Raw genomic sequence first — 17,884 nt, forward strand, 5'->3', positions numbered from 1 at the left:
AAATCCAAGGAGGAAAGATGCATGAAAAGAAATGTGCTTGTCATACATACGGGTGGAACCATCTCCATGATGGAAGATAAAGATACGGGGTCCGTTATCCCGGGCAGGGAAAATCCATTGTCTGTCCAAACATCAATGGTGGCAAATTTAGCTGACGTCCGCGTAATCGAAGCCTTCCATCTTCCTTCTCCGCATATCACAACGGAACATATGCATGAAATAAAACGTTTGATAGAAGCAGAATATGAAAATCAGGAATTCGACGGTGTCGTGATTACACACGGGACGGACACTCTTGAGGAAACGGCTTATTTTCTTGATTTGACCATTTCCCTTCCCGTGTCGATCGTGGTGACCGGAGCCATGAGATCAAGTAATGAAATCGGTGCAGATGGTCTTTATAATCTTATTTCATCCGTCCGGGTGGCAGCCGATCCCCTATCAAAAAATAAAGGTGTCCTGGTTGTATTGAATGATGAAATCCATTCGGCGAAGAATGTGACGAAAACACACACAAGCAACGTCTCGACCTTTCAAAGCCCTCAATATGGTCCGATCGGGATCGTAACTAAGAGAGGCATATTATTTCACCATCAGCCGACCTCTTCCGAAAGCTATAAAGTATGTGACATCACAAAAAAAGTTACCCTAATCAAAGCTTACGCAGGTATGGATTCAAGTCTTCTTGGTGCAATAAAGAACCTCAAGTTCGACGGTGTGGTCATCGAGGCTCTCGGACAGGGTAATCTCCCACCGGAAGCTGTCCCAGGTATCATTGAGCTTTTGAACAGCCGTATCCCTGTAGTCCTTGTTTCAAGGTGCTTCAACGGCATCGCCCAGGATGTATATGGTTATGAGGGTGGGGGAAAGCAATTAAAAGAAAAGGGAGTCATATTCTCTAACGGCCTGAACGGTCAAAAAGCACGGATAAAGCTGATGGTTGCTTTGTCTCAAACAGATGACTTTCAAGAAATGGAGCGTATTTTCAAGAACTAATAAACAAAAGAGGCGGACAAAATCCTGCTAACACCGTCTAAAGACGAACATTTTATAGCATGCTTAAACACCGCTAATGATTTCCGTGCAAGACTTCGCTTTCCGCAGGAGTCTTCGTCTTACACTCCAATCAACCGCTGGAAAGCACTATTACTTAACTCAACATGTAAACTAAAAACCCGATTGAATTTGCCAGTTAGAAAGCAAATTCATTCGGGTTTTCCTTAGGCTATATCACTTATGTCCCAGCCTCTTATTATTTCTGTTTCTCTATTATGGACCTTGCAATCAGACCGCCGTGGTGCCGGCCGTTTTCTATAAATATTTCGTTCGCATTATTACCTGCCGCAATCACTCCGGCTATATATACACCTTCTACATTTGTTTCCATTGTATCAGGATCGAATGCCGGACGGCCGCTCTCCCGGTCGATCGATATACCCATCTTGGTAAGAAAGCTGTGATCCGGGTGATATCCGGTCATGGCAAAGACGAAATCATTCTTGATCTCTTTCTTTTCCCCTTTCACCGTATAGAGGACTGCATCATCCGTGATTTCTTCCAGATGTGCATTGAATTCCATTTTGACTTCCCCGTTCCTCACAAGTGCATCGAAGTTTGGAAGGATCCATGGTTTAACACTTTTTGAGTATTCGCTTCCCCGGTAAAGCACCGTCACTCTTGACCCTGCTTTGTTCAACTCCAAGGCTGCATCCACCGCTGAATTTTTTCCGCCTATCACGACAGTGTCGGTGTCAAAAAAAGGATGAGCTTCTTTGAAATAATGAAAGACTTTTTCCTTATCTTCACCCGGGATCCCCATATAATTCGGGTTGTCATAATAACCTGTGGCGATGATGACGTATTTTGCCCGGTACGTTTCTTTGGAGGTGCTGATGATGAAGCCGCCGTCTTTCTTCTCGACTTTGTTGACTAATTCAAAACGATTGATTCTTACATCTTTCCTTTTTGACACTTCGCGATAATAAACAAGTGCTTGATTACGCCGGGGTTTATGCTCTTCGATGACGAAAGGCACATCGCCGATCTCAAGCTTTTCACTAGAAGAAAAGAAAGTCTGATGCGTAGGGTAGTTATATATTGCGTTTACGATGTTTCCTTTTTCAATGATAAGGGGGTCGATTCCTTGTTGTTTAAGGTGTATCGCCGTTGATAAACCGCATGGTCCTCCGCCGACGATGATACATTCTTCGTTTCTCAACTTCAGGCACTCCTTGCTAAATATCTTTGTCTGTTCATTACCGCTGTTGATTTCCGTGGAAGACTACGATTTCCGCGGGCAGCCCGTGAGCCTCCCGCATTGAAGAGATATAACTTATAACTGCTTAGCTGCAGGGCTTAGAGGCCCATGTCATAAGCCAAACCGACCAAGAAGGAAAAGAACGCCTTCGTCGCCGATTCGTCTTATGCCACCCGCCCCTGACCAAAATCCCTTCCGCTTTTCTCATAGGAGTCTGCGTCTTCTACTCCAATCAACAGCTGGGACTGTCAAACATAATCATTCATTTATAAAATATAGTATTTGTTCTCAAATATAAAAAACATTCTCCATGAACATTATGGATTAATTTCAGTAATTGGTCAAAGCAACTGATTGATTATCACAAAATAGAAATTTAAGATCAAAAAAAGAATGGGAAGCCCCATCCTTTTTTGTAAGGTTATTAAAATCAAATCCATCCCCTGAAGCGGCAGGCTTCGGCCATTTTTCTTACGCCGACCATGTAGGCGGCCAGTCTCATGTCGACCCGTCTTGTCTGTGAGGTTTCGTAGACATTGTTGAATGAATGGACCAGTATCTTCTCCAGTTTTTCTTCCACTTCTTCTTCAGTCCAGTAATATCCCTGGTTGTTTTGAACCCACTCGAAGTAGGATACTGTCACACCTCCTGATGAAGCAAGAACATCAGGTACAAGCAATATCCCTCTTTCAGTCAGGATTTTTGTTGCATCCAAAGTCGTCGGTCCGTTTGCTGCCTCGACGACGATGCTTGCACGGATTTTATGTGCATTATGTTCAGTAATTTGATTTTCAATCGCGGCTGGGACAAGGATGTCACAATCAAGTTCAAGTAATTCCTGATTTGTGATTGTGTTATTGAACAATTTGGTGACTGTACCAAAACTGTCCCTCCTATCCAACAGATAATCAATATCCAATCCTTCCTCATCATGCAGACCGCCGTATGCATCGGAGATTCCGATTATTTTGGCGCCTGCATCATGCATGAACTTTGCGAGGAAGCTGCCTGCATTACCGAATCCCTGGACCACGACCCGGGCCCCTTCCAGTTTGATCCCTTTTTTCTTGGCTGCTTCCCGGATACAGATCGTCACGCCTTTTGCAGTAGCCGTTTCCCTGCCATGCGATCCTCCAAGTACGAGGGGTTTTCCTGTAATGAACCCGGGTGAATTGTATTCATCGATCCTGCTGTATTCATCCATCATCCATGCCATGATCTGCGAATTTGTAAACACATCAGGTGCAGGAATGTCCTTGGACGGTCCTACAATCTGGCTGATTGCCCTGACGTAACCCCTGCTCAGCCGTTCAAGCTCCCTGAAGGACATGTCACGGGGATCACAAATGATTCCGCCTTTCCCGCCGCCATAGGGCAGGTCGACAATCCCGCATTTCAGGCTCATCCAAATCGAAAGAGCTTTTACCTCCTTCTCAGTGACATTCGGATGGAAACGGATGCCGCCTTTGGTCGGACCTACTGCATCGTTGTGCTGTGCCCTGAAGCCGGTAAACACCTTAACCTTGCCATCGTCCATTCTTACAGGTATTTTAACTGTCAGCATTCGTACAGGTTCTTTTAGTAATTCATATACTTCCTCTGGATATCCTAATTTATCTAATGCGAGATGAATAACCGTTTGTGTGGATTTCAAAACATCGTTCTTTTCGGATGCTTGGTTATTTTCTTTCTCCTTCTCGGCTACCATGTATGTAAACCTCCCAGTTATATTCACTGTAGAGCAGACCCCAGTCCGCTTTCATGACATAGTATACACGTTTGATTTCTACTTGCAAAGATAGAAAAACAAAAATAAACTACTTTTTTGAAAACGCTGTCATTTTTTTGAGGGACGAATTATTTTCTACTATCCATTCCCTGTATTTCACATTCAAAACAAATAAAAAACACTTTCAGGATCAAAACCTAAAAGTGATGAAAAAACGGTTATGTGAGGAAATATTTTGTCATTTTTTCCATCGCGTGTTTAAGGATGATTGGATGACCATATTCCTTTATCATATAAGCGGTTAGATTTGACAAAGCTCCATATTCAAGGACAATCGTCTTTATCAGTAGATGCTGGCTCCGGGGGATATTCTCAAAAAGCAGATAATATTTACTTTCATAGTAAAAAAAGCTGATCTCCAGAGGGTGTTCCTGGAACTTGGATGTATGTCTCATCCTGTTCAGCACATCAATGGTTCCTTCAAGATCATTGAAATGAAACAATAAATCATTTTCGATGATGGGCTTCACCAATTCCATGCTCCCTTCAAAATCTGAATAATCTTCATCATCCAGTTCTAAAGTGAGAATCATGCAAATTTCCTCTTCATCGAAAGATTCTATTTCCACAGTGATTTCCATCTGGGCCTCTATGCCGAACTTACCCTGCACCTCATCCAGCATGTCTTCAAACAGATCATGCCACATTACTGAATCTTTCCATTGCTCCTGCTCAAACAAGCCTTTTTGCTCAAGCTCCTCTACACTTATGGAAAATTTAATTTTGTTATCGGAAATTCGCTCCAGTCTCATTTGCGTGCCCCCCAAGAGTGTGACGACTTACACCATACTATGTAGGGGGCACAAATCAGTGCATAAACACCGCTTTATAATTTACTTTTTAACCAGTCTTCCCATTCAGATTTGGACTGGCCCACTATATGGGATTTATATTTTTCCTTTAAATCCTTCGGCAGGTGATCAATTGCAAATCCGCCCATTCCAATCTCCAACCCTTCATGATCTTCATTCAGAGAAGAAACAAGTGATAATAAGCTGCTTACATTATCCAGCATGGTACATGAAAAGAACAGGAACTTTGGCTCCACTTCCTTCAAGACCACTTCGATATCATCTTCTTTGATGCTGGAACCAAGGTAAATGACTTCAAATCCTTTTCTTCTTACATAGAGAGTGAAAATCAGCAGTCCCAACTCATGCCATTCGCCTGGACCGCAAACCGCCACGACCTTGGGAAGAATCCCATTGTGCGGAAATGAATGCATGATGCTGCCAATACGCGAACGCAGAATCGAGCTCGCGAAATGTTCGTGGGCAGTTGTTATCTCGTCCCTCTCCCACAGGTCGCCGATTTGAACAAGCAAACTTCCGAGAATATCAATCACTACTTTGTCGATCGTATAAATGGAGAAAGATTTATTTATGAGTTCATGTGCCTTTGATTCATCAAATCTGAGCAGGGCTTTAAGCAGTTCATCGGATATATTCTGACTTCTATCCTTATTCACATTCTCGACTACTTCGTTTTCTTCGAGTTCCTGCTTATCCAATAAAGCGACTGCCTGGCTGATCGTAAACCCTTGTTTCACTTTTGAGACAAGCCATTTCAGGATATTCAGATGCTGCTCGGTATACAGTCTGTGGCCTGATTCATTTCTTACAGGGGCTATGATATTATACCTTCTTTCCCATGCCCTCAATGTACCCGGCTGAATTCCAAGTATTGTGGATACTGCTTTAATATTGTATTTACCGGTCGTATTTTGATCGTTCATAGAAATCCCCCACGGTCTTCTTTTACATATGTTCTTTTAGATTATAGTAGAGATTCCCTTCAGTGTAAAATTTGTATAGGCAATGAATAGGTTTTGTTCATTGTACTTTTCGTTTAATTGTGATCAGATGCGTTTCTGCAGGTGCCCCTAATCTAAGCGGAAGTGCTGTAGTGCCGTAGCCGTTGCTGACTAATAATGTGGTTTGGGGAAGTTCTTCTGTCCTGCCTTTTTTATATAAACCCCAGCCGAGGAGCCGGATTTGGCCGCCATGGGTATGCCCGCTTAACATAAGGTTGATTCCATCTTCTTTTCTTACCTGTTTAACCAGACGGGGATCATGACTCAATAAGATATTGAACCCTGAGGGATCCGTTTTGGAAAGCGCATCGGGCAATAGCGCCCTCTGCGTACTTGCATCATCCACACCGACCAGATTGACGAAACCCCCTTCAGTTTGGAGTGTCTCTGAATCGTTCACGATTTCGTGAACCCCTTTCTTCTTGAACAGCTTTCGGAGTTCGTCACTATTCACTTCATAATCATTATTGCCCCAGATAAAATAAACAGACCCGATCTCCGCTAATTTATCCAAGTTTTCCTCCACTCTTGATAAAGGAACCGCCTTTTCCGTCAAGTCCCCTCCTATAACTGCAAAATCCGCTTTATTACGGACTTTATCAATCAGGTCCGAATCCAGTTTACGTTTATGTATGTCCGAGATAAAGAATAGGGTCATTTCCTTATCACCGGGAAAATCACAAAATGTAAAAGAATGAGTCTTTACTTCATTCCGGTGGGCTTCGTAATACATAAAAAGGAGAAGTATTGCTCCTCCCATTAATAAAATACTTATTATTTCAAGCATGATGGCCTCCTTGCCTGCGCAAATCTAAAGAAATAATACCATAAAAAACCGCTAAGAAGGAAAAAATCAGAGTTTCCCAAATACCAAACAGCGAGAGACCATAGATCATGCATGCATGGACAGGTACAATCAACAGTTCCTTATGTAAATTCCCCTTGGACATCCGGATTAAAAATAGGCATTCAGCCTTTACCAGGGTCCCCTGTACAATAAAGCCAAGAATGCACATGATGGATGATGCAAAAAATTCAACCGGATGCAGGACAAGTTCAATGATCATTCCCGAAGCCTCATTTGATTCAATTTCCGGAAACCATTTAATGAATAAATATCCTAATATAAATGAACCTATCAGCCTGTAAATATAATGCATAATAAAATCCCTCCCATAAATCTTATGAGAAGGATTTTGATTCATACAGTGAATGATTGAATTTTATTATGCCTTATTCTTCTTCCTTAATGTGAAGGATTCTGAAACCTGATTTCTCCAGTTTATTGATGAATTTATCGATGTTATCTTTCTTTTCGATCTTCAGGACGATGCGCCTAAGCAGTTTATCTGTCGCATCGAATGTGACAAGGGAAATGACCGATTCTGAATATTGCTGGATAATATCCCCGAGTCGTGCGATCCTTCCTTCTGTCTCAACGGATGTGAAAGCAATCCTCACTCCCTTCCTTTCCATCCCGAATGCACTTTTGAATTGATCAAGTACATCATAGCGGGTTATGAGGCCCAGGAAGTTCCTGTTTTCGTCAATGACAGATAAGATGGGAAAGTCCTGCAATTCGACTAATGTATCTTCAAACACATTGCTTTCAACCAGGAATTTATCCTGATGGATGGCGATATCGGCCGTCCTTGTTTCTTTCAGGAACTTCTCCCTTTCCATACCTGACAAAAAGAAATTCTGATAAATATTGTAACGGGTCACAACACCAGCATACTGTTCTCCCGATAATACTGGAAGTCCGTCTATCTTGTGATGCTCCATTACTTCAAGCGTTTTTCCGATTGAGTCATTTTCATTGACGACATAGCATTTATGCTTTGGAATCATGGCACTTTTTACGAACAATTGAACCACCTCTTTATTTATTTCCTACGCTTAAATTATTCAACATTTTTTACTGAAATCCCTTCTTTCAGGAGGCTATTAATTTTTCTAACATGTTCTTTAAGACTCATTCATATGTTGTTACGAAGGAATTTCTAAACAGGAGGGATACTTGTGCATGATTTTTATAGAAGCTGGCACCCTTATGTCAGCCCTTTTGACCCATGTAAACCGATTACGACCAAGGTTTACTCGACCCCCCCGAACCTTTTCCTGGGGTTTCAGCCTCCTAATCTGGAACAATATGCACCAAAGGAGGCACTGAGGAAAGGGACGTTATGGAAAGTGTTTTATGACCCTTACTACAGCCCCTATGAAAAAATGAAGGGAGATTAAAGCCATGAAACAGCTTCCTGCACATTATTATGAAATCATGGAGGAGTTACAAGCGGTTGACTTCGTAATAGTTGATTTGACACTTTACCTTGATACCCACCCAGATGATCATGATGCGATTTCTCAATACAATATGTACGTAAAAACAAGAAAACAAATTAAAAAGAAGTTTGAAAAAGAGTTCGGCCCGCTGACCAGTTTTGGATACAGTTATTCAAATTACCCATGGGACTGGAAAGAGGCACCGTGGCCATGGCAGGTTTAATCTTAAGCAAGGGAGGAATCCATTCATATGTGGACATATGAAAAGAAGCTGCAATACCCCGTCAGGGTAAGTACATGCAATCCGACACTAGCAAAATATCTTGTGGAACAATATGGGGGTGCAGATGGAGAGCTGGCAGCTGCACTGCGGTATCTGAATCAGCGGTATACGATTCCAGATAAAGTAATCGGATTGCTCACAGATATTGGAACGGAAGAATTTGCACATCTGGAAATGATTGCAACCATGATTTATAAATTGACCAAGGATGCTACACCTGAAATGATGAAGGCAGCCGGACTTGATGCCCATTATGCCAGTCATGACAGTGCACTTTTTTATCATAATGCATCAGGGGTCCCTTGGACGGCATCTTATATCCAGGCCAAAGGAGATCCGATCGCAGATATTTATGAAGATATTGCAGCGGAGGAAAAAGCCAGGGCAACCTATCAGTGGATCATCAATTTAAGTGACGACCCTGATTTGAATGACGGGCTCAGGTATCTTCGCGAACGAGAGATCATTCACTCGCAGCGATTCAGGGAAGCTGCTGAAATACTTAAAGATGAACAAGGTAAAAAGAGATTCTTCTGATGTGCATGAACCTCTTAGCGTTTGGCAGGCCAGCCTGTCGAACGCTTTTATTCATACAGCTCCTGCAGCCTGCCCCGCTATTATTACTTACTCCCATGATAGAGATTGATATCGAATTGGCTTTTCATCTTATCGAAGACCTCGTGCCTCTTTTTCCAGGCATCTTCTTTCCAGAGGTCCTTGCTCCTGTCTATGATTTCCTTGCGCAAATCCTGATACTCCTTTTCTTTTTTCTCTTTCAGCTGATGAAGGACTTTGACCGCTCCGAATAGCCCCCCTATAAATACCGTCAGATATAAATGGACCGATTGTGATACATAGACTGAAAACATTGCGCCAAAAGAGTATGAGTAAGGACCAAGCACAGACTTGGCTAAATAATACAGAAAGCAAAATGCTGTAAAAACGGAAAGCCACAAGATAGATACATGCATTTTTTTCGCGCGGTCAAACTTTTGTTTTCTTTCGATCAGATTCTGCAGCATCTGTTTCGTAGCTTGATCCGTCCAATCTTCAAAACCCCTGATTGAGTCATGCATATCACATCCCTCCCTTCTATCATTCTATGAACTTGTCCACTTGTATAGAATCGTACTTTATTAAAATCCCTATTTTCAGGCAATAAAAAAACCCGCTTTTTAGCGGGGCAGTATTCACCGGGAAAGAGGTATTTTCAAGACCTGTCCCGATTGAATTTCATTTGTCGGGAGATTATTAGCGCTTTTAATAATCTCTATTCCATCCTGGGAATGATAGTATTTCATCGCGATGCGAAAAATTGTTTCACTTGGCTGTACAGTGTGATAGATGACCTTTGTATTTGTTTCCTGTACCGGTGGTTCCGGGTTGGACTCTGGTGCAGATTCTGAAGTTTCGGCTTTTGCAGGCTCCTCCACTTCTGCGGCTTTTGCAGCAGGAAGTTTTTTCCCGCTTTTCGATTCTTCTTCTCCTGCGTTATCATTCTGCTTCTTTTTGGCTGATGCAGCCGTCTCTTCTTGTTCAGACTGTTCACTGTCGGGGTTTTCTTCAGCAGCGGCCGCCTTCTCCCCATCGTCACCGCCGCCTTCGTATTGGACTTCCTGTACTTCGTTCTTTTCTTCGGAAAAGACCGTCAAAGGCTCATTCCGGTTATCAAAATATGAATATATGCTGAAAACTGTTAAAGGCATTAATATAAAAAATAAAAGCAATAGGCTGATTAATGGATACTTCAGTTTTACTTTATTCTTTTTTTTCTTTTCTCGATGTAATTCACTTCTCGGTGGCAGGGGTTCCCTTTTTTTAGGAGCAGGTTCCTCTTGAACCCTTTCAATTTTCTGTTTTGATTTATCTGCTAGGTCACGAAATGGGTCTTTGCTCATGAGACATCCCTTCTTTTCTTGCTTTACTTGACTTAAAACGCATGTAAATCCCTAATAAAAAGTCAATGATAAAGTGCATCATAATGGTGACCAATAAATTCCCGGTCACTTCATAAATCATGCCGATCCAAAAACTTAAAACAACAATATTCATGATAAGGAACCAATGAGCCCAATAGCGAAAGTGAATGACAGCGAAAATGATACTGGAAAGTATAAGCCCCAGGTGAAATTGTATGATACCCCGGAAGAGGATTTCCTCACTGACCGCAATGACGAATGCCAGGAGGGCAATTTCACCTATATTCCGTTCTGAGAATATCCTTTCATTCACCCCTCCATCATCATAAAACTCAGGAGGAAGGTACTTCATCAATACGAGATCCAACATGACGACAATCAATCCGAAAGATAATCCTACAGTCCAGATGGATGATGTCAAACGGAACTGACTTCCAAAAGTGGACCAATCTTCAAATAACAATATACCTAAAAAGAGGGCAATCGTTAATAGTACAATTTGAGTAAAAAACAAATGAAACGTTAATTGTTTTTTTGTGAGCTCCTTGATGATATCGCCTTGTTTCTTCATCTACATCACTTATCCTATTAAAATTTTTTCCAGTCTCTGCTCCCAATCCATCTCCTGGATTTCCTCCACTTCTTCTCCTGTGTCATATGTATGGAGGTCTTTCACGTCAAAACCACAGTTATCACAGCAATCTTCAGGTTTATTCTTCATTTTCTCATCAAAATACCGCAGGATGCCGTCCCTCCTGCAGGAATCATTATGAAGCCATTTTACCATTGAGATCAGTTTTTCTTTCTTATATATCAGCCGTTCATCCCGCAGCTGCTTAATATTGTGGATCTGCCGGTTCATCTCAGATACTGAATGATCATGAACATAATGGTCCAAAAATCTGAATTGACTTTCAGAGAGCTGTAAGGACGAAGCTAATTCATCGGACGATTTTGATTGATACAGGGTGACAAACCCTTCAATTTGATGATCAAAAGGAAGCTCCCCCTCCATCAAATGCAATGGAAGCGAAAGATCTTGTTCTGTGAAAAGTACGATTGCTGCACTCTCTTTCCCGTCCCTTCCTGCTCTTCCGATTTCCTGCAAGTAAGCTTCAAGGCTGGAAGAAAAGTGAAAATGAATGACAAAACGAATATTTTCCTTATTTACACCCATACCAAAAGCTGAGGTTGCACATATTATACGCAGTTTATTTGTTAAAAACTGCTGCTGAATTAATATGCGCTCTTCCTGCTCCATGCCCCCATGGTAATGGGTGACATTTTCAAATCCCTTTTCCCTTAGGAGAACAGCCATTTCCTCTGCAAGCCTCCTGCTCGAAAAATAGATGACACCGGGACCTGTTAAGGAAGCTGCATAATCAATAAGCCTGCTTACCTTTTCTTGATGGGTATCGACCTTCTCAACCGTCAAAGCAATATTTTGACGGTCTACGGAATAAACGATTTCTGCAGGTTCCTTGAATATCAGGACGTTTTTAATATCCTCTCTTACTTCTTTCGTAGCAGTCGCGGTCAAGGCTAGGGCAGGCGGGTTTCCCAATCCCCTCCTTATTTCTCCAAGCTGTAAATAATGCGGCCGGAAATCCGGTCCCCATTGTGATATGCAGTGGGCCTCATCAATGACAAATAAAGACACGGTCAAGGTCTCTACAGCTTCCCTGATATCAGGGTTACTGAGCATTTCAGGGGATATGAAAATAAATTTATATGTGTGCAGCCTTTCGATAGCCCGCTTCTTTTCAGGAAAAGATAAGAAGGAATTGAGGGCAATGACATTTTTTTCCCCTTTAACTTGCATTTGCTCCACCTGATCCTGCATCAAAGAAAGGAGAGGGGAAACGATGATGACCTGTCCTTCAAGCAGATATCCAGGCAGCTGGAAGCAAAGGGATTTACCCGTTCCGGTGGGAAGCATCGCCAATGTATCCGAACCGTTGAGAACAGATTCGATCACTTCTTTCTGTCCACGCCTAAAATCATGATAACCAAATCTCTCCTTAAGCTCTTGCAGGAGATCCATTTTTACCACCCGCCTTTGCAATAGCGATCCTTATTTGAAAATAGGTCAAATGAGGCAGCCTGTCCTTTATCGGCTTCAGTCTCCTCGTACCCAGTTCCTTCATGACCGAAGCTGCCTTCTTTAATTCAGCAGCTGGGATAAAGCAGTCTGTATCTAAATGATTATGTGTTAAGATAATCTCGATTAAATGATCTTCTACTGTATTCACTTTCAGCTTTCTGATTCGTGAAATGTCTTCAATCGAATACCCTTGACTATACAAATCGTAAGTCTTTGCAGTCGAAAGCGTCAAGTTCCTCTGCTTACTGCTTACGGTACTGAGATAAGATAAAATGATGTACTTGTCTTTGTGCTGATCTATTTTTGAAAGTAATCCATGAAGCAGATTAAGAAATCTGAACCGGTATTCTTCCCCGGTCAGGTTCATTTTTTCCGCCGTCTGCACCTCCGTCAAACCATAATCCTGGAAGCCGGTCAATCTGTAAACCAGGATGGAAGGATCTTCTTCTTGGTCTAGATCATTTAATATATCATGGAGTTCCTTGAATAACCCAGCCGCAAGTCTTTCCCTGTCAGCAACCCCCTTGAGGAACCTCTTGATCCAGTCCTGGACATTCCTGCTCCGCTGAACTGGATAATATGACAACTCTTTATGGTTCATATTTGAGAGGACCTGAACCAATAAATTCAACCTTCTCCAAAATACAATACTCCTGTCCCCATAGACGAGCCCATTCATATTGGAGGGAAAGAAAGCTGCCGGCTGATTTAATGCCGCTTCCCCTTTTTCAGTCAGAACGGCTTTTGATTCTTCACTAAGTAGAATGAATTGGTGCTCTTCCAACCCCGTCACTTTTTCATCAAAATAATCCCTGGACAGATTGGGAAGCGACAGAAAAAATGGCTGTAATTGAAATAAATGTGAATCCTGTATGGACTGGGACGACTTTTTACCTTTTAAAATATGAAATGCCGAGTATATAGATCGTTCACCATTTAACTGCCTGAAGCAATATAATAATATTAATTGAAAATAAGTCATGGGATTTCTCCTCTGGAATTGCAGGTTATTGTCAAATATTGTACCATGAATTTCATGTCTTCTGATGTTTTGTTTTATGCAGTTAGGATAAATATAATAAATAACGGACCTAACTATTGAAATGTTCTACTTTCCTCTATAAAATATAAATTAGGTTATTTTTCTAACTCATTTTATGTATAATGAATGATTGAATATATAGAATTTTTTTCAGGAGGTTTTATCGTTGCCAAAATATACAATCGTTGACAAAGATACATGTATTGCATGTGGAGCTTGTGGAGCCGCTGCTCCGGATATTTATGACTATGATGATGAAGGGATTGCATTCGTGACCCTTGATGATAACCAGGGTACAGTGGAAGTGCCGGACGTACTTGAAGATGACATGATCGATGCATTCGAAGGCTGCCCGACAGACTCGATTAAAGTTGCAGACGAACCATTTGACGGTGACGCACTTAAATTCGAATAGTTCATCATAACAAAAGCGATCTTTTAAGATCGCTTTTGTGTTTTCTGTGTGTTGGTTGTGCTTCTATGCAGCAAAGCCCCGTCAGCATTTGCTGGCGGGGCTTTTTATGTTATCAAGCGGCTCTGTTCAATGGTGTTTGTTTCGAGAGCCAGCCTTGAAGTCGAATGAATAATAATAAGAATACTGCCGTAACCAAAGCACCCTTGAGGATGTTAAAAGGTACGATTCCCGTAATGATGATTCCTGCCGGCAGTTCAAAATTCATGAAATATTTATATGCAGGTAGCAGGACGAAATAATTCAGTATTCCCAACGCAATGCTCATTACTACGGTACCGGTTACCAATCCTGCCAACAGCCCTTTTTTGGATTGGAAACGGGAATATACGAAGTGAGTCGGCAAGATCAGGAATACTCCTGCTGCAAAATTTGCAAAGTGTCCGATTGGCACTCCCGTGTCGCTCCCCGTCATGACATAGTCGATGATGTTCTTGAATAATTCGACAAGTATGCCGGCAAGCGGACCTAATGTAATGGTGGCGATCAAAGCGGGTACATCGCTGAAATCTACCATCAAGAATTTAGGAAACGGTGGAATTGGGAAGTTAAAAAGCATTAATACATACGAAATGGCACTTAACATGCCGATTGTTACAAACGTACGCGTAGTCATTTTTTTCATTGCACTTCTCTCCCTTTGGAGATTCATCTCACATAGAAGATCGTTCAGCCATTGAAGCACTAAAAAACTCCCAGATTAACTAACATCCCGGAGTTTCAAAAGGCGTGCCCAAATAAACGTTCAGCTTCCCATTTTCTAAACGTTTTGGCTAAAACCTTCATCTTCTCCCATCCAGACTGTACTGTCGGCTTTGGAATTTCACCAAATCCTGCCACAAAAGGCTCGCGGGCTTAGAAACATCGAGTGTTTCATCACCGCCGGTAGGGAATTTCACCCTGCCCCGAAGACGAATCTTATTTTTTTATACATGTTCATTATACATAAAAGTCATTAAATTGGGAAGGAGAATGTTTCGAATTCGAAGCAATCAACTTCCAACCTTGATTCTAAGCTCCTGTTCAGGAAAGATGACATTACTTTTTGCATCCATTCCATTCCACACTTTTACTTGATCAACAGATAATCCGTAAATTTGTGATATTCCCCATAAAGTTTCGTTTTCTTTAACAATATGTATGATTTCACGTTCGATTACGTTCCTCTTTTCTGCTGCTTTTTGATCAGCAGGATGGACGTTTACCGATGCTTCAAATGTTTGATACGGACCCTGACCTTTGGCAAAGACGAGCTGTCCGATTTCCCCCTCTCCAAAAATGTCAAAAGGGTTTATTGCATTCTTTTTGTCCAATGTCCATTCACCTTGGTGAACTTCAAAATGCAAGTGGGCTCCCGTGGACCTGCCTGTATTTCCCAAACGGCCGATTTGTTCACCTGATGTCACCACATCATTTTCAGCAACACTTCTGTCATTTAAATGAGCATATACCGTTTCATATCCATTCTCATGAGTGATAAACACAACGTGTCCATAGCTTTCTGAATAATACGACTTGCTCACGATCCCTCCAAGGGAGGCATATACAGGGGAGCCGGCCGCCCCTCCTATATCCATCCCTTTATGAGTGCCTGCCCGGGTTCCATATAAATCAGTGATTACACCGTCCACTGGAAAAATCCACTTATCTTCAGTGTTTTGATCCATGGCTTTTGCTTCCTTACCGGTTAGGAACATGATACTTACACATAAAGCCAAAAGTAAAACGATTAATAATCTTCTTGCATAATCTAAAAGCATGCTTGTCCTCCTCAAGGTACTCTGGAACTTTCCACGAGCCGGGAAATCCGATACTTATTACTATATGTATATCATTCCGAAAATATGATATGAGAAATTTTCCCTTTTGCTAGTTTGTCTTGAAAAAGATTTTTTATGCAAAGGAAAAAGAGGTTGAGACAAAACATAAAGCTTAGAGGCCTCTGAATGAGCTTAACCATAAATGTACAATGAACAAAGTAAAACCCGAACTAATTTGCCTCACCTCATGCAAATTAGTTCGGGTTTTACTTATACTAAATCACTTTTTTGTTCCAGTCTCTTTTGATTCACTCTATTCATTCAGGTTTTTTTTGTTAGGTGCCAAAGGAGTTTCCAGAGGCTCTGTAAAGTTAAATCCATTCCAGGTTTCCTGACGGATGTTTTGGAATAGAACTTTTTGATAACCGGAACTCTTGGCGGTAAGGAGTATTCCCTCTATCAGTTCCTGTGCGGATTGCTCCTTCATTGAATGTAAGTCCAGTTCTTCACTGAACGTCACAATCACCCCATCATCAGATTCTGTAACATTGACCGAGAGTTGTTCAGGTATCACACTCTGATATAGATCAGATGGCGTTTCTTTCATGGCAGCGATCGATTGCTTTATATTTCCCCCGCTTAAACTGCCAGGAACCAAATATCTTCCCTTTCCATCAGGAGAATAACTATAAAATGGGCGATGCATAGCCCGGTTAAGCGGAATCGACGGCAATTTGCCGTAGTGGCTGAATTCAGGGGCGCTTCCATCTTCCGTCAGCAGGGTGATTCCCTTCACCCCCCGGTCCTCAAATGAATATAACAGCGATTGATAAAAGTTGGACTCCACTGCACTGCTTCCGCTATAAGGGTGATTATCTTCCAATGTCAGTAAAACATTTTCTTTGTTTTCACTAAGCGAAAGATCTCCCTTGATCGGGAAATAGTCTTGAAATCCCCACTCTTTCTCCGGGAGCTTTCTGGAGATGTCTTCATATTGCTCAACCCAGTCCGTCTGTTTCTCCTCCATTTCGGCAGAAGCGAGAACTGAAACTGGTACAGCTATCGCGTCTGATGACACAAGTCCATAGGAATAGTAATACTTGCCGTCAATATCCTCTTCGAACAAAGAAAGCCTTTCATGTTTTCCTTCTTCCTTCAAAGTTGTGAACTCTTTATTATCCTTATCACTTTTTTCGGCCATTTGCATTTGGTTTTCCTCTGTGGATCCGTCATCACGGGTTATTTCAGCCTTGGATTCAGCAGAAGGAGGATCTTCAGCAACTTTGGAATCCCCTGCGGAAGAATCAGTGGAATAAGCCCCCTCCATCGCGCTGTCTTCACCTGACATTTGTGTAATAAGAGACGGAGCAAGCAGGACAACGATGAACAAGGCTGCAAGCGCCGCAATGACCGGTACATATCTTTTAAATCTGCCCGGCGCCCTTCTTTCTTTCTCTACTTTTGAATAAATCAAAGAGCGGGTTCGATCATCATTGAGCTTCGGAAGTTTTTTAAGCAAGTCTTCCACTTCACGGTCGTTCCAGTCTGATTTCTTCAATGTTTTCATCCCCCTTCCTCAACCGCTGTGTCATTTCTTGTTTAAGCCATTTCAATGCTCTATGCTGAGTCGTCTTCACTTTACTTTCAGACCACTCCAATACTTCTGAAGTTTCTTTGATCGATAAGTCCTGCAGATAACGCATGATAATTACAAGGCGATAGTCAGTCGAACACTCCTTCAAGCAGTGGTACATCTCTTGAATTTCTTCGTTTGCTAAAACGATTTCTTCCGGAAGTGTTTCACCGGAAGCCAGATCACTCCGACCCCAGTCAAATTTTTCAAGAATGCGGTTTTTCCAATTTTTTTGTTTTCTGAAATGATCAACGGCCACATTTTTCGCTATGGAAAACAACCAGGTTTTTTCAGAGCTCTTCCCTTCGAAATTCTGGTAAGACTTCAATACCCGTATATAGACTTCCTGTACGAGATCTTCTGCATGCTGCCGGTTATGCACCATATAGATCAAAAAATTAAATACATCCTGATGATACTTTGTATATAATTCGTCAAAAACGGAGTTCATATTAACCCTCCCCGTCAACTGATTAGTCGATTATTTTGAAAAAACGTTACAGAATCCAACAGATTTTCAATGAAA

The 17,884-nt window shown here is 41.8% G+C and carries 21 protein-coding genes and 1 riboswitch; of the genes, 5 read left to right on the forward strand and 16 right to left on the reverse strand.

What is annotated here, in order from left to right; genetic code table 11:
• Positions 1-21 precede the first annotated feature (21 nt).
• Positions 22-996, forward strand: a complete 975-nt coding sequence (locus AS034_RS04380) for an asparaginase (protein WP_058297651.1) — start codon at positions 22-24, stop codon at positions 994-996.
• Positions 997-1,252: 256 nt separating this feature from the next.
• Here AS034_RS04380 and AS034_RS04385 read toward each other — a convergent pair whose 3' ends face one another.
• From AS034_RS04385 to AS034_RS04415, 7 genes are all read right to left on the reverse strand, one after another.
• The gene (locus tag AS034_RS04385) at positions 1,253-2,218 is read right to left on the reverse strand and encodes a YpdA family putative bacillithiol disulfide reductase (protein ID WP_058297652.1); all 966 of its coding nucleotides are present in this window, start codon (positions 2,216-2,218) and stop codon (positions 1,253-1,255) included.
• Between the two features lie 469 nt (positions 2,219-2,687).
• Complete coding sequence (locus AS034_RS04390; protein ID WP_032087862.1) at positions 2,688-3,965, reverse strand: Glu/Leu/Phe/Val family dehydrogenase; 1,278 nt, start codon at positions 3,963-3,965, stop codon at positions 2,688-2,690.
• Positions 3,966-4,204: 239 nt separating this feature from the next.
• Positions 4,205-4,798: an adaptor protein MecA gene (locus AS034_RS04395; protein WP_058297653.1), complete on the reverse strand. Its 594-nt coding sequence runs from the start codon at positions 4,796-4,798 to the stop codon at positions 4,205-4,207.
• A 74-nt stretch (positions 4,799-4,872) separates the two neighbouring features.
• A complete protein-coding gene (locus AS034_RS04400; protein ID WP_032087860.1) occupies positions 4,873-5,781 on the reverse strand; it encodes a MerR family transcriptional regulator in 909 nt (302 codons plus the stop codon).
• 97 nt (positions 5,782-5,878) lie between these two features.
• Positions 5,879-6,646 carry a metallophosphoesterase gene (locus AS034_RS04405; protein WP_058297654.1) on the reverse strand — a complete coding sequence of 256 codons (768 nt, stop codon included), beginning with the start codon at positions 6,644-6,646 and terminating at the stop codon, positions 5,879-5,881.
• Entirely contained in the window at positions 6,639-7,019 is a 381-nt protein-coding gene (locus AS034_RS04410) for a hypothetical protein (RefSeq protein WP_058297655.1), read from the reverse strand. Before AS034_RS04410 ends, AS034_RS04405 begins: the two co-directional genes overlap by 8 nt.
• 73 nt (positions 7,020-7,092) lie before the next feature.
• A complete protein-coding gene (locus tag AS034_RS04415) occupies positions 7,093-7,728 on the reverse strand; it encodes a CBS domain-containing protein (RefSeq protein ID WP_032087857.1) in 636 nt (211 codons plus the stop codon).
• Between the two features lie 153 nt (positions 7,729-7,881).
• Between AS034_RS04415 and AS034_RS04420 the strand changes: the two genes are divergently transcribed.
• From AS034_RS04420 to AS034_RS04430, 3 genes are read left to right on the forward strand one after another with little or no spacing between them, the layout of a single operon-like run.
• Complete coding sequence (locus AS034_RS04420) at positions 7,882-8,103, forward strand: spore coat associated protein CotJA (RefSeq protein WP_032087856.1); 222 nt, start codon at positions 7,882-7,884, stop codon at positions 8,101-8,103.
• A gap of 4 nt (positions 8,104-8,107) precedes the next feature.
• Positions 8,108-8,368, forward strand: coding sequence for a spore coat protein CotJB (locus AS034_RS04425; protein ID WP_058297656.1), 261 nt, complete (start codon positions 8,108-8,110; stop codon positions 8,366-8,368).
• 27 nt (positions 8,369-8,395) lie between these two features.
• Positions 8,396-8,965: a manganese catalase family protein gene (locus AS034_RS04430; protein WP_032087854.1), complete on the forward strand. Its 570-nt coding sequence runs from the start codon at positions 8,396-8,398 to the stop codon at positions 8,963-8,965.
• Positions 8,966-9,048: 83 nt separating this feature from the next.
• Here AS034_RS04430 and AS034_RS04435 read toward each other — a convergent pair whose 3' ends face one another.
• From AS034_RS04435 to AS034_RS04455, 5 genes are all read right to left on the reverse strand, one after another.
• A complete protein-coding gene (locus tag AS034_RS04435) occupies positions 9,049-9,504 on the reverse strand; it encodes a YpbF family protein (RefSeq protein WP_058297657.1) in 456 nt (151 codons plus the stop codon).
• Positions 9,505-9,618: 114 nt separating this feature from the next.
• Entirely contained in the window at positions 9,619-10,326 is a 708-nt protein-coding gene (locus tag AS034_RS04440) for a LysM peptidoglycan-binding domain-containing protein (RefSeq protein ID WP_058297658.1), read from the reverse strand.
• Complete coding sequence (locus tag AS034_RS04445) at positions 10,304-10,918, reverse strand: CPBP family intramembrane glutamic endopeptidase (protein ID WP_032087851.1); 615 nt, start codon at positions 10,916-10,918, stop codon at positions 10,304-10,306. Before AS034_RS04445 ends, AS034_RS04440 begins: the two co-directional genes overlap by 23 nt.
• Before the next feature lie 9 nt (positions 10,919-10,927).
• Positions 10,928-12,391, reverse strand: coding sequence for a RecQ family ATP-dependent DNA helicase (locus AS034_RS04450; protein ID WP_058297659.1), 1,464 nt, complete (start codon positions 12,389-12,391; stop codon positions 10,928-10,930).
• Positions 12,369-13,433, reverse strand: a complete 1,065-nt coding sequence (locus tag AS034_RS04455; RefSeq protein WP_032087849.1) for a YpbB family protein — start codon at positions 13,431-13,433, stop codon at positions 12,369-12,371. Before AS034_RS04455 ends, AS034_RS04450 begins: the two co-directional genes overlap by 23 nt.
• 226 nt (positions 13,434-13,659) lie before the next feature.
• Between AS034_RS04455 and AS034_RS04460 the strand changes: the two genes are divergently transcribed.
• Positions 13,660-13,908 carry a ferredoxin gene (locus tag AS034_RS04460; RefSeq protein WP_032087848.1) on the forward strand — a complete coding sequence of 83 codons (249 nt, stop codon included), beginning with the start codon at positions 13,660-13,662 and terminating at the stop codon, positions 13,906-13,908.
• Between the two features lie 112 nt (positions 13,909-14,020).
• On the opposite strand, the gene AS034_RS04465 is transcribed toward AS034_RS04460, so the two are convergent.
• The 4 genes from AS034_RS04465 to sigX all read right to left on the reverse strand — a co-directional run bounded on the left by AS034_RS04465 (position 14,021) and on the right by sigX (position 17,809).
• Positions 14,021-14,590 carry an ECF transporter S component gene (locus AS034_RS04465; protein WP_058297660.1) on the reverse strand — a complete coding sequence of 190 codons (570 nt, stop codon included), beginning with the start codon at positions 14,588-14,590 and terminating at the stop codon, positions 14,021-14,023.
• A 155-nt stretch (positions 14,591-14,745) separates the two neighbouring features.
• Positions 14,746-14,882, reverse strand: a riboswitch (FMN riboswitch).
• A gap of 75 nt (positions 14,883-14,957) precedes the next feature.
• Positions 14,958-15,725 (reverse strand): peptidoglycan DD-metalloendopeptidase family protein, encoded by a 768-nt coding sequence (locus tag AS034_RS04470; RefSeq protein ID WP_074439949.1) that lies wholly within the window; start codon positions 15,723-15,725, stop codon positions 14,958-14,960.
• A gap of 313 nt (positions 15,726-16,038) precedes the next feature.
• Positions 16,039-17,283, reverse strand: coding sequence for a GerMN domain-containing protein (locus AS034_RS04475; RefSeq protein ID WP_058297661.1), 1,245 nt, complete (start codon positions 17,281-17,283; stop codon positions 16,039-16,041).
• The gene (gene sigX, locus AS034_RS04480) at positions 17,255-17,809 is read right to left on the reverse strand and encodes an RNA polymerase sigma factor SigX (protein ID WP_032087844.1); all 555 of its coding nucleotides are present in this window, start codon (positions 17,807-17,809) and stop codon (positions 17,255-17,257) included. The genes AS034_RS04475 and sigX overlap by 29 nt, the downstream gene beginning before the upstream one ends.
• Positions 17,810-17,884: the final 75 nt, after the last annotated feature.

Source organism: [Bacillus] enclensis (assembly GCF_001456935.1).
In the GTDB taxonomy this organism is placed as follows: Bacteria; Bacillota; Bacilli; order Bacillales; family Bacillaceae_B; genus Rossellomorea; species Rossellomorea enclensis.